7 protein-coding genes are annotated in these 13021 nt (G+C 70.0%); 2 read left to right on the forward strand and 5 right to left on the reverse strand.

Annotated elements, in window-relative coordinates; genetic code table 11:
* Positions 1-56: 56 nt before the first annotated feature.
* The 5 genes from ACIBH4_RS18480 to ACIBH4_RS18500 form a co-directional block, all read right to left on the reverse strand.
* Positions 57-437 carry a DUF488 family protein gene (locus ACIBH4_RS18480; RefSeq protein ID WP_362769080.1) on the reverse strand — a complete coding sequence of 127 codons (381 nt, stop codon included), beginning with the start codon at positions 435-437 and terminating at the stop codon, positions 57-59.
* Positions 438-487: 50 nt separating this feature from the next.
* Positions 488-5539, reverse strand: a complete 5052-nt coding sequence (locus ACIBH4_RS18485) for a DNA repair ATPase (RefSeq protein WP_362769083.1) — start codon at positions 5537-5539, stop codon at positions 488-490.
* The gene (locus ACIBH4_RS18490) at positions 5536-7674 is read right to left on the reverse strand and encodes an SPFH domain-containing protein (RefSeq protein WP_362504481.1); all 2139 of its coding nucleotides are present in this window, start codon (positions 7672-7674) and stop codon (positions 5536-5538) included. The genes ACIBH4_RS18485 and ACIBH4_RS18490 overlap by 4 nt, the downstream gene beginning before the upstream one ends.
* 13 nt (positions 7675-7687) lie before the next feature.
* Positions 7688-8308, reverse strand: coding sequence for a hypothetical protein (locus tag ACIBH4_RS18495; protein ID WP_362504484.1), 621 nt, complete (start codon positions 8306-8308; stop codon positions 7688-7690).
* Positions 8309-8886: 578 nt separating this feature from the next.
* Positions 8887-9648: a protein phosphatase 2C domain-containing protein gene (locus tag ACIBH4_RS18500; RefSeq protein ID WP_362505108.1), complete on the reverse strand. Its 762-nt coding sequence runs from the start codon at positions 9646-9648 to the stop codon at positions 8887-8889.
* 251 nt (positions 9649-9899) lie between these two features.
* On the opposite strand from ACIBH4_RS18500, the gene ACIBH4_RS18505 reads away from it, so the two are divergent.
* Positions 9900-11483 (forward strand): peptide chain release factor 3, encoded by a 1584-nt coding sequence (locus ACIBH4_RS18505; protein ID WP_362504487.1) that lies wholly within the window; start codon positions 9900-9902, stop codon positions 11481-11483.
* A 102-nt stretch (positions 11484-11585) separates the two neighbouring features.
* A complete protein-coding gene (locus ACIBH4_RS18510) occupies positions 11586-12566 on the forward strand; it encodes a Gfo/Idh/MocA family oxidoreductase (RefSeq protein ID WP_362504490.1) in 981 nt (326 codons plus the stop codon).
* The last annotated feature ends 455 nt before the right edge of the window (positions 12567-13021 follow it).

Below are 13021 nucleotides of genomic sequence, written 5' to 3' on the forward strand. Positions count from 1 at the left end.
CCCCTTGGCCGACGGCCCTCGCTACTCGCCCGGCCGCGCTTCCTCCGGTGCCAGGCTCACGTAGGACGCCGCGGTCGACTCCGCAGCAGGTCGGCCAGGACCACGGCCTCGCTGATGTCGGCCTGCCTGGTCGCGGTCAGGAGCGTCACCGTTCGCTGCTCCGCCATCTCCCGCAGGTGCTCCAGCGCGGCGGCCCGCTCGGGGTCCTTCAGCTCGGCCCGGTAGCGGTGGCCGAACTCCTCGAATCGAGCCGGATCGTGGCCGTACCACTTGCGCAACTCGGTCGAGGGCGCCACCGCCTTGCACCACTCCTGAAGATGCGCCTTCTCCTTGGAGAGCCCGCGAGGCCAGACCCGATCGACCAGCACCCGGGCACCGTCCTGGGCCTCCGGCTCCTCGTAGACCCGGCGCACCCGTACTTCTGGTTTGTCAGCCATGACCTGGTCATTCCCAGATGACGGCGATGACAGCCGCCCGGTGGAGTCGATCAGTCGGGGGACAGGCGGTCGGCGGCGTGTTCGATGGCGGTGCTCACCCGGTCGGCCAGCAGGCCGACCGCGCCGACCGCGCGGGTCATCGGGTCGTCCTCCGCGCCGCCGAGGGCTTGGGAGCGCAGGTAGGCGGCCTTCACCTCGGCCCACCGTGCGGCCTGTACGGGGGTGATGGTGCCGCGCAGCTCGGCGAGTTTGAGCAGGTTGGCCTCCGCGCCCGAGGTGAGGGTCTGGGCCTCGCCGAGGTAGTGGTCGTCGATCACGGCCTCCAGTTCGGCGTCGTTCATCACCGGGACGACCCTGGCCGCGAGCTTGTTCATGTTCCGGTACGAGCCCTGGAGCTGGAACGGAGGCTCGGTCCGCGACGCGTCCGACTGGGCCGCGGAGGCGATGTACGCCTGGTTGTTGGCGAGCACCACCCGCTGGATTCGCAGCATTTTGCGCAGCACCGCGAGGACCTGCTCCAGCTCCACCGAGGAGTACGGGTGGGAGAGCTGGTCGGCCCGGACCCCCGAGTCGCCCCGGGCCAGCCGTACCAGGAGGCGGATGTCGCCCCGGTCGCGGGTGGAGAGCGGTGCCAGGACCGGGTTGGAGGTGAGCGCGTTGTCGACGTAGCTCAGCGCGAACAGCTCGTCCCGTCCCGACAGCACGTCGCCGAGGTTCCACACGTCGGCGCGGTTGGCGAGCATGTCGGGGATGCGGAAGCGCTTGCCCGCCTCGGTGTACGGGTTTCCCGCCATGCAGACCGCGAAGCGCTTGCCCCGCAGGTCGTAGGTGCGGGTCTTCCCCTCCCAGACGCCCTCCATCCGGCGCTGGCCGTCGCACAGGGAGATGAACTTCTGCAGCAGCTCGGGGGAGGTGTGCTGGATGTCGTCCAGGTACAGCAGGACGTTGTTGCCCATCTCCAGCGCGAAGGAGATCTTCTCGATCTCCTGCCGCGCCGTCGCGTCGGGCGCCTGCGCCGGGTCCACCGAGGTCACCAGGTGGCCCAGGGCGGGGCCGTTGACCTTGACGAAGATCAGCCCGAGCCGGTTGGCCACGTACTCCATGAGGGTGGTCTTGCCGTAGCCCGGCGGGGAGATGAGCAGCAGCATGCCCATCTGGTCGGTCCGCTTGGCGTCCCCGGCCGCGCCGAGCTGCTTGGCCAGGTTGTCGCCGATCAGCGGCAGGTAGACCTCGTCGAGCAGCTGGTTGCGGACGAAGGCGGTCATCACCTTCGGCTGGAACTCCTCCAGCCTCAGCCGCTCGCGCTCGGCCGCGACCAGCTCGTTGCGCCGCTTCTGGTAGGCGCGGTACGCGGGGACGCGGTGGTCGCGGAAGTGCCGGGTCCTGGTCAGGAACTCGTCCAGGCGCAGCTCCATCGCGTGCCCGGAGATCCGGGGGTGCGTGCCGAGCAGCCCCTCGACCGTGGCGGTCAGCGCCGCGGAGGAGTCGTGCCGGGGCACCTCGCACAGCAGTACGGCCACCGCCTCCACCAGCTCCGCGGAACCGGCCCCCGAAGCCCGTCCCGCGCCTCCGGCCGGCGCCGCGTCCATGCCGGAGCCCGGAGCCGAGACGTCGAAGGCCGAGAGCCACGCCTCGGCCAGGCGGTGGCGTGCGGCGAGGTCGTCGCCGAGCGCCCGCAGGTCGTCCTCGAACTCCCCGCGCGCCGGTCCCAGCGCCCGGTCGAACCGGTCGAGCAGCGATCGGGCTCCCGCACCGGTCACGAAACCGAACGGCTTGCCGGGCAGCTCCTCGAAGAGATACTCCCCGGCCAGCTCGAAGACGCCCGCCTCTCCCGCGTCACCGAGGAGATCCCGGCAGAAGGACGCGATCGCGGAGCCGAGGGCGGCGCGGGTCTCCTGGACCGCCTCCACCCTGCCGAACAGGGTCCGTGCCCGCACGAGCGACGTCGCCCGGGTGGTCCACGCCGAGCGGGCCGCCTCGTCGGTGCCGAAGGCCCAGAAGAGCTGGGCGGCGGCCCTCGCGGCGGGCGGGTAGCGCAGCAGGCCCGCGCCCGCGTGCAGACGGAGCGCGGCCCGCAGGATCGCGGTGGCGTCGTGGTCGTGGACGCCCCGCTCGTAACCCTCGTCGTACCGGGTCTCCGCGACCTTGCGGACGATCTCCAGCAGCTCCCCGCCGTCCACCGCGGCCTCGTGCAGCGCGTCCAGGGAGACCATGCTCCCACCGTTCCCGCCCGTGCCTGGCGTGAGCGGGGCTCCGGCCTCGGCGGCGGCGAGGATCGAGGCGGCGAGGTGCTCGCCCCGGTAGACCTCGGGCGACTCCGAGACCGTCAGCTGGTTCCAGAACGGCCGGGTCTCCTCGAAGGCCGCGTCGCGCACCGGGGAGCGGTAGTCGGTCCCGGTGACGGCGAAGGCCATACCGTCCTGGTGGGGGACGAGGGTGAGGTCGGCCGCCTGGGTGTTGACCGCGAACAGGTGGCGGCCGAGCCGGATGGTCTCCCCGCCGTCGCTGTAGAGGTCGAGCCGGTCGCGCAGGGCGCGGCCCGCCTCCTGGCGGGCCGACTTGATCCGGCCCTCGAGCTCTTCGGCGCGCACCTGGTCGCCCAGCGCGCGCAGCTCCCCGGCCACGCCCTTCAGCTTGAGCACCATCGGGTCGGACCCGAAGTAGGTGTTGACCTCGTCCAGCGACGTCAGCCCGGCCACCCGGCGCCGCACGCTCGACAGGATGCGCGTCGCCGAGTCGGCCAGCCGGTCGGCGCGGCGGGCCCGCTCGTCCAGCAGCGCCTGGCGGCGCGAGGAGAACGCCTCGTAGACGTCCTCCCGCTTGGAGGCGAGCTGCCCCAGGAAGTCGTCGAACTCGGTGAAGCGCGACTCCAGGTTCTCCAGCTGGAGCATCAGGCGGCCCAGCTGCTCGTCGCAGCGCTCGGGGGTGTCGGACATCGCGAGCGCCCCGGTGATCGCCTGCCCCAGCAGGGCGTACTCGGCCGCGAAGGCCGCCCGCCCCTCACCGGCGAGCAGTTCCGCGCGCCGGGCCTCCAGGGTGGCGCGGGCGCGGTTCACCCCGCCCAGCACCTCGCCGACCCGCTCCAGGATGGCGGTCCTCACCGTGGCGTCGGCGATGTCGAGCGTGCCGACCACCTCGACCACGATCTCCAGGCCGCGGGCCTGCCCCTCCAGCCGTTCGCCGACCGGCCCCGCCTCGGCCACGGTCGCGATGGCGCCCGCGTCGGCGACCAGCCGCTCGACCTCCGCGTGGTATCCGGCGAAGGCGTCGTCTCCCCGCAGGAACTCCGCCGCGCGCCGCGCGGTACCGCCCAGCTCGGTGGTGAGCTCCGCGTCGAGCGCGTCGATCCTCGCGGTGTCGACGTGGCGCAGCTCGCGCAGGGTCACCAGATGTCCCTGCGACCGCCGCAGCTCCGACAGCCGGTCGATCCAGCCTCGCGCGGACCTGGGCGCGTCGCCCCGCGCGAGCCGTACGAGCGCGGTGACCTCGGCCTCGGCGGTCTCCAGCGCCTCGGCGGCCTGCCGGGTGAGCGACTGGACCTTCTCGAACTCGTCAAGCACCTGCTCGGCGGTGGCCCGCAGGTCGGCGAGCGGGCCGCGCAGCCGGTGCTCGCCCAGCCAGTGGTAGTGGTCGAAGACCCGGGCGCAGGAGGCGATCAGCGCCTCGAAGACCGGGATCGACGGCGCCATCTCCTCGACCATCCGCGCCACCGAGAGGCAGTCGGAGATGCCGCGCACCAGCTCCGCGTTGCCGATCCGCTCCAGCGGCCCGGTGCCGACCGGTCGCCCGGCCGCGTAGACGTCCGACTGGTAGGCCGTCTGCCAGACCTGCATGGGGTGGACCCGGGTGGGCTCGTCGGAGGTGGCCCTGAAGACGACCAGAGTGCCGTCGTCGAACAGCGAGTACCCGTGACAGGACAGCGGGGTCTCCACCCGCTTGCGGATCACGTTGTACGGCAGCAGCAGCGACCGGCCCTCGGCGCGGGCGTGGAAGACGTACAGCACGTCCTCGCCGTTGGGGGAGCGGATGACCCGCTCGAACTCCAGCTCGGACACGTCGGTGTCGAACGTCTTGTTCACCCCGGTGGACAGGTAGTAGCCGCCGGGGAAGATGATCCCCTGATCCTCGGGCAGGCGCTGGCAGGCCTGCCCGATGCCGTCGAGGCGGACCACCTCCTTGGTCCGGGTGTTGAACACCAGATGGCGCCACTCGGGTTCCTTGTACGGCCGCACGCGCAGCAGGATCAGCGGGCCGACCCTGGCGTGGTGGACCTCCGCGTCGGCGAGGCTCTGCAGTGGCTCCGCGACGGGCTCGCGGTAGATGCCCTCCCCGCTCTCGGTGTTGTTCTCGATCTTGATGGTGAGGTCGCCGCCGACGGTCTCGACGAACACCTCGCCCTCGATCGAGATGTGCGGGTGGCGGCCCAGCACGTGGTCGTCGCGGGTGGTGGGGATCCACTCGAAGTCGTGCGAGGGCGGGAAGGTGTGGTCGCGCTCGCCACGGTCGTCGATGTACGAGAGCGTGCCGTCGGCATCGACCTGCCAGCGCAGCACGCGCGTGTCCTGCGGGCCGGTCTGGAAGACGGCGAGCATCTTGCCATCGACCCGGCGGAGCTGGAGCAGCCGGGTCTCCCGGTAGTACCGGTAGAGGTCGGAGAAGTCCCGCTCGAAGCGCGGGTCGCGGAACATCGGCGCGGGGTCGAAGCGGAACGTGCTCCCGCCGTCCCCGCCGTTCTCCGTGCTTCCACCGCTCCCGCCGTTCCCGTCCTCCCGGACGAACGTGTGCGCGGAGAAGACGTCCTCGACGGCCGTCTCCGGCTTCATCCCGATGAACACGTTGTAGCCGAAGAGCATGAGCCCGCCGACCGAGACGATGTCGCGCGGCACGCAGTTGTTCTCGGTGCGTATCCGCTCGGTGCCGATGAGACGCAGTTCGGCCCCGCCGAACACCGCGAGGCGTTCGGCGTTGAGCGCGTCGGACTGCCGGGCCAGCTCGGCGGCCTGCTCGGCCAGCCGGGCGCGGAGCACCTCGTAGGTGCCCGCGTCCAGCCCCGCCCCCTCGCCGGGGGCGCCGGTGACGGCCTCCGCCGTGGAGGACGTCACCGCTTGACGGATCCGGTGGAGTTGCCGGTGGAGTTGCCGACGGTGTCGAGCGCGGCGACGGGGACCTCGGTCGTGGCCGCCGGGGTCTCACTCAGCAGGCCGCGCAGTTTGTCCGCGTCGGGACCGCCCTCATTGATCATTTTCATCAGCAGCGCGGACAGCGAGAGGTTGCGCACGTCGGCGGTGTCGATCGAGCCGATCACCTTGCCCAGGTCGGCGGGGAGGCTCGCCGAGCCGTCCAGGTAGGGTCCGGCCAGGGTGCGGGTGACGTCGGAGTTCTCCACGAAGCCGTCCACGGCCTTGCCCATGCCGATCGAGTTCATCAGCCGGTCGAAGAACACGGTGTCGCCGCCGACGATGTCGATGTTGGCCTTGGACAGTCCGGCCGACACCACGGAGGCCTGCGCCTCGGCGATCTTGAACTGGGCGTTCACCCCGGCGAGGCGGATCTCCTTCTCGGCCTCCAGTCGCAGGCGGTACTCCTCGTGGGAGCGGGTCGCGTCGGTGAGCGCGGCCATCGCCGCGGCCTTCTCGGTGAGACCCTCGGCCTCGGCCTTGAGCTTCTCGCCGACCGTCGCGGCCGCGGCGAGCGCCATGGCCTGCTCGCCCTCGGCCTCGGCCTTGAGCTTCTCGCGGACCGCGGTGGCCACGGCGTGGGCCCTGGCCTGCTCGCCCTCGGCGACCGCGAGCGCCTTCTCCCGCTCGACGGCGGCCTCGGCGCGGCCGACCTTCTCGATCGCCGCGGCGTCCCGCTCGCGTACCTGCACCTCGGCCAGGCCGACGGCGGCGGCCTCGGCCTGCACGCCCTCGGCGAGACGGATCTTGGCGCGGGCGTCGAGCTCGGCCGCCTGCTGCCGCGACTCGGCCAGCACCAGCGCCTCGCGCGCCCTGTGCTTGGACGAGGCCTCGGAGGCCTCGGCCGCCTTGATGTCCTTGACCAGGCTCTCCTGCGCCTCGGCCTCTGCCTGGATGATCACTGCCTGGCGGGTCCGCTCGGCCTCCTCGACCACGCGCAGGCGCTTGATGCTCTCCTCCTGCTCGGCGACCGTCTTCTCCACCACGATCCGCTCGCGGATCACCTCGGCGATGGAGCGCTTCTCGCCCTCCAGCTCCTTGTCCTTGGAGATGCGCGACAGCTCGGTCTCGCGCTCGCGGGCGATCACCTCGAGCAGGCGGTCCTTCTCGATGCGCTCGGTCTCGATGGCGATGACCCGCTCGCGGTTCTTCGCCGCCACCGCGATCTCACGGGCCTGGTTCTCGTGCTGGACGCCGAGCTGCTCGTCGGTACGCAGGTGCGCGGCCTGCGCCTTGAGCCGCTCCTCGGCCTGGACCTTGGCGGTCTCCGCCTCCTCGCGGGCGCGCATGGTCTCGACCTCGCGCTTCTGCTTGGTCTCCGCGTCGGCCTGGCGGCGCTCCAGCTCCAGGATCGCCTCCCGCGCGTCCACGTTCTGGCGGGTGATCTCCTTCTCCTCACGCCGCTGGAACTCGTTGGTCCGAACGTGCTCGATGGCGGTGAGCTCAGTGATCTTCCTGATGCCCTGCGCGTCGAGGATGTTGTTCCTGTCCAGGGAGGCCAGAGAGGTCTGCTCCAGGTAGTCGATGGCCGCGTCCTCAAGGCTGTAGCCGTTGAGGTCGGTGCCGATGATCTGGATGATCTGGTCGCGGAACTGGTCACGCTGGGTGTAGAGGTCCACGAAGTCGAGCTGCTTGCCGACCGTCTTGAGCGCCTCGGAGAACTTGGCGTTGAACAGTTCCTGCAGCGTTTCCTGGTCGCTCGCGCGTGCGGTGCCGATGGCCTGGGCGACCTTCACCACGTCCTCGACGGTCTTGTTGACGCGCACGAAGAAGGTGATGCGGATGTCGGCGCGGATGTTGTCGCGGCAGATCAGGCCCTCACGGCCGGTGCGCGCGATCTCGATGGTCTTCACCGAGATGTCCATCAGCTCGGACTTGTGGAAGACGGGCAGCACGACGGCGCCGGTGAAGGTGACGTCAACCTTGTTGATCTTCGAGATGATCAGGGCCTTGCCCTGTTCCACCTTGTAGAACAACCGGCTGATCATAAAGAGCATGCCGATGACGACGAGGAGGACGACGGCGAGAAGGATGCCGAGCCCGGTGGAGATGACGTCCAATGTGGCCCCTCGGTTAAATGGAACGATCAGGGTCGAGTTCCGCGTCGTACGGCATCACCCAGAAGAACTCGCCGGGGGAGTCATAGGCGAAGATCAGGGCGACGCTGCCGGCGGCGAAAACCTCGTCACCGGTCTGTCGTACTTGAACGAGAGCGGAAGAGCCGTCGGCGGAGGTGACCTCGGCCTGGCCGAAGTCACGGCCGACGCGGCGCGTGCGGATGACGCACACGCGGCCCACGAAGTCGGCGCGGGAGGGGACGCGCTCCTTCGGGACGAGCCGTCGCAGTGAAAGGACGACGAGGCGCGTGCACGCCCAGGCGCAGACCAGTGCCGCGACCAGTACGGCGACCAGGGCGGGGGTGCTCGTGAACAGCGTGCCGCCCACCAGGCTCGCGAACCACGCGACGACGACCAGCAGCGAGACGACCACCGCGGCCGGGACTCCGCCGAGTCCCAGGCCGCTGAGGAAACCGGTGGCTCCCGTCGCCTCGGCACCGTCACCGCCGTCGCCGCTGTCACCGTCGAACCCGAACACCCCGGCCACGATGAGCACCCAGTACCCGATGATCACCAGAAGCAGGAACGTGAACAGGACGGTCGGAAAAGACAGTGCGGCATCGACGAACTGGCCCATCGGCGTGCGAAATCCCCCCGCTGATCTATCGGAACGTGGTCCCCTGAACACGTGTAGGTGACTATATACAGATAAAGAACAGTTAAAGGAGATAGTTCCCGAAGCGGACAAAATCCGCATGATCTTTAGTCGCAGCGGCTGCCGGCGCGTACGAGGGCCTGTGGCAGGGGCGGGGCAGAGCGACGGGGGCATGCGGAAGCGGAGGAGCGGGAGCGGGCTCCGCGTCCTCGGCTCTGTCGCGAGAAGATGCTCCGGGGAGCCGTCGCGGAGGTCAGGCGGGGCGAGTGATCATGTAGGCGAGACCGACGAGGATCACGATCGGAATGAGCCACACGACGGCCTCGATGGCGAACTCCTTGTACATGAGGACATCCCTCCGGGGCGGTGATCGGCGAGGATCTCCGACGATAGCCGTTGTCTCCGGCGGCGACCAGGACCCATCACGTACCGGAACGGCTCTTCCTACGCGAGAGGGCGCCCATGAGCCGGTTCCCCCGTGAGAGTCAGGTCTCTTCGAGGGGTTGATTCCCGCGATGGTCCGGTCTTCGCGGGAGGCAGGCTCTCGCCGAGTCCGGTCCCTACGGGGGATTGGCCGAGCCGACCACCACCGAGGTGTCCGACATCTCCCCCTCGACCACGTCGGCGACCACGCAGGTGATGTTGTCGGGCCCGCCCGCCTCGCAGGCGAGCGCGATCAGCTGCCGCGTCACCTCGTCGAGATCGTCGACCTCGGCCAGCACCTGACGGAGCCGCTCGGCGTCGACCACCCCCGACAGCCCGTCGGAACAGAGCAGATAGCGGTCACCGAGCTCGGCGTCCCGCAGGGAGAGGTCGAGCTCAAGGTTGTCGCCGCCGTCGAGGACCTGCAGCAGGATCGACCGGTGCGGGTGGCGGGCGGCCTCCTCGGCGGTGATCCGGCCGTCGTCCATCAGCGTCTGGACCAGGGTGTGGTCGTAGGTGATCTGGTACAGGTCACCGTTGCGCAGAAGGTAGGCGCGGGAGTCGCCGATGTGGGCGAGGGCGACGCGCGAGCCGTTCCAGAGCATCAGGGTCAGGGTGGTGCCCATGCCGGTGAGCGAGGGATCCTCCTCGACCAGCTCGCGCAGGCGCTGGTTGGCCTTGCGGACCCCCGCCTCTGCTGCGGCGGCGAGGTCGCCGGGGCACTCATGGTCCAGGGAGGCGACGCTGGCGATCGCCGCCGAGCTGGCGACCTCCCCGCCCACGTGGCCGCCCATCCCGTCGGCGACGGCGAGAAGCCGGGCGCCCGCGTAGGCGGCGTCCTCGTTGCCTTGCCGGATCCGGCCGACGTCGGAACCTGCCGTATAGCGCAGCGTGATCATCTGCACATCACTAGATCGTCGAGTTGCACGAGCTGAGCCGCTTTCGGACAGTTGGGATGGGCATAGGGCGAACCGAGATGTTCCACAATCCACTTAACACCATGGTGACGCAAGCGGCCTGGGGAAGTGTTGCCACATCTGTTGACACCCACGGTGGCGCGTAAGCTGTTTTCAGCGCCACGCGGGGTCCCTTCGATACCCCCGCACTGTGCCCGGATTGCCCCACCTCACGCATCGCTAGGAGATCAGTAATGGCCGCGATCATTCAGGAGGCGGCTCGTCGTCGCACGTTCGCGGTGATCAGCCACCCCGACGCGGGTAAGTCGACCATGACCGAGGCACTGGCGCTGCACGCCTCCGCGATCAGCCAGGCGGGTGCGGTGCACGGCAAGTCCGGGCGGCGCGGGGTCACCTCCGACTGGATGGAGATGGAGAAGGCCAGGGGCATCTCGATCACCTCCGCCGCGCTCCGGTTCGAGTATCGCGGGCACATGTTCAACCTGGTCGACACCCCCGGCCACGCCGACTTCTCCGAGGACACCTACCGGGTGCTGGCCGCCGTCGACTGCGCGGTCATGCTGCTGGACGCGGCCAAGGGCATGGAGCCGCAGACCCTGAAGCTGTTCGAGGTCTGCCGGCACCGCCGCATCCCCGTGATCACGTTCGTCAACAAGTGGGACCGGCCGGGGCGCGAGGCCCTGGAGCTGCTGGACGAGATCGAGGAGCGCACCGGCCTGAAGCCGACACCGATCACCTGGCCGATCGGCACCGGCGGCTTCTTCCACGGTGTGGCCGACCGCACCGACGACCGGATCGTCCGCTACACCCGCACCCCCGGCGGCGCCACCAAGGCGATCGAGACCGACCTGAGCGCCGAGCAGGCCCTCGCGGAGCTGGGCGACGACTGGGAGCGGGCCAAGGACGAGATCGACCTGCTCTCGGCGATCGGCGCCGACCACGACCAGAAGACCTTCGAGGCGCACGAGTCGACCCCGGTGCTGTTCGGGGCCGCGCTGTCCAACTTCGGCGTCGGCCGCCTGCTGGACGCCATGGTCGACATCGCCCCCGCGCCCACACCCCGCCCGGACGTCGCCGAGGACCCGCGTCCGCTGGAGGAGCCGTTCTCCGGCCTGGTCTTCAAGGTGCAGGCCAACATGGACCCCTCGCACCGCGACCGCATCGCCTTCGTACGGGTCTGCTCGGGCAGGTTCGAGCGCGGCATGGTGCTCGTCCACGCGGCCACCGCCCGCCCGTTCGCCACCAAGTACGCCCAGTCGGTCTTCGGCCAGGAGCGCGCCACGATCGACGAGGCCTATCCCGGCGACGTGGTCGGACTGGTGAACGCCAGCGCGCTGCGGCCCGGTGACACGCTGTATGACGGCCCGCCCGTCGAGTTCCCGAGGATCCCGAGCTTCGCCCCCGAGCACTTCTCCACCGCCAGGGTCCGCGACTCCAGCCGCTCCAAGCAGTTCCGCAAGGGCATCGAGCAGCTCGACGCCGAGGGCGTGGTCCAGGTGCTGCGCTCCGACGTCCGCGGCGACCAGTCGCCGGTGCTCGCGGCGGTGGGTCCGATGCAGTTCGACGTGGTCAAGCACCGGATGGCCGCCGAGTTCAACACCGAGATCCTGATGGACCGGCTCGACTTCAGCATCGCCAGGCTCACCGATGCCGAGTCGGCGCTGATCCTGGCCCGCCAGCGCGGGGTGGAGGTCTTCACCCGCTCGCTCGACGGGGTGCTGCTCGCGCTGTTCACCGACGAGTGGCGCATGCGCGGCGTGCTGCGCGACCACCCCGACCTGGTGCTGAACGCGCTGCTCGCGGACACACGCGGGTGAGCGGGGGTACGGGCCGGGTGGGGCCCGGATGAGGCTCGCGTGAAGTGAGACGGGGAGGTCAGGAGACCTTCTCGTTGCACATTCATGGTGAGATATGTCGTTATGAGCGTGATTAAGTGGGGAATTCTGGCGACCGGCGGTATCGCCACGACCTTCACCGAGGACCTGAAGCTCCTGCCGGACGCCGAGGTTGTCGCGGTCGGATCGCGGTCGGAGGAGTCCGCACGGGCCTTCGCCGACCGGCACGGCATCCCGCGGGCCCACGGAAGCTGGGCTGAGCTGGCCGCCGACCCCGACGTGGACATCGTCTACGTGGCCAACACCCAGAACGCCCACCACGACGCCGTACGGACCTGCCTCGAAGGAGGCAAGGCCGTCCTGTGCGAGAAGGCGTTCACCCTCAACCGAGGCGAGGCCGCCGCGCTGGTCGACCTCGCGCGGGAGCGCGGCCTGTTCCTGATGGAGGCGATGTGGACGCGCTGCCTCCCGGCCGTCCGCAAGGTCATGGAACTGGTCGAGGGAGGCGCCATCGGCCCGGTCAACACCGTCCACGCCGACTTCGGCTTCTCCGTCTCCGTCCCGCCCGAGCACCGGCTCCGCAACCCGAAACTCGGCGGCGGCGCCCTGCTCGACGTGGGCGTCTACCCGGTCTCCTTCGCTCACATGGTGCTCGGTGTCCCGGCCGGTGTGCGCTCCTGGGCCCGGCTCACCCCCGAGGGGGTGGACGAGAACACCGGCGTACTGCTCGGCTACGACAACGGAGCGGTCGCTCTGCTGTCCTGCGGCCTCACCACGCACAGCCCGGTCGCCGCATCCATCTCCGGCCCGCTCGGCCGGATCGAGGTGCCTGGCCCGTTCTTCCGCCCCGACACCTTCGTCCTGCACCCCACCGAGGGCGAGTCGGAGACCTTCCACGTCCCCTTCGAGGGCAAGGGCATGCTGCACGAGGCGGTCGAGGCGATGCGCTGCCTGCGGGAGGGGCTGCTGGAGAGCCCGCTGATGCCCTGGCAGGCGACTTTGGACGTGATGGGCATCCTGGACGAGGTCCGCTCGCAGGTGGGTGTCCGTTTTCCTGGTGAGTAGTTGAGCGGGCGTTTTTTCTTATAGCTGGGGCTGTTCCCTTTCGGCGCACCCGGAGTTTTCCGGGTGCGCTGTGCGGGTGCTCATTGCGCCGGTGTGGTTGGTGTTCGTGCCCGCGTACGGCGGGTGGGTGCTCTTTGTGCCCGCTGCGGTGGGCGGGTGCTCCGGCCGGCCGTCTCAGTTGCTGTCTGGTGGTTCAGGCCTCCGGCCTGCTCGGGCGTGGTGGTTGCGGGCTCTTTTTAAGCCGGCCGGAGCACCCGCCCACCTCCGCTGCACGTGTTCCGGCCGTACGGGGTGCGGGCCGTAGTTGCTTTCTTTCCGGCCGTCCTGGCGGCCCACCGTCGCTGAAGCGTCTTTGAAGGCGCGTTCAGGGTGGGTCGCCGTAGCTGAAGCGTTCCGTGCACGACCCAGTCCAGGGCTGAGGCGCCACAGGCCGCACTACCGGCGCGCGCTGCAAG

Origin of the sequence: Streptosporangium sp. NPDC050284 (assembly GCF_044459525.1) — a bacterium.
Lineage (GTDB): Bacteria > Actinomycetota > Actinomycetes > Streptosporangiales > Streptosporangiaceae > Streptosporangium.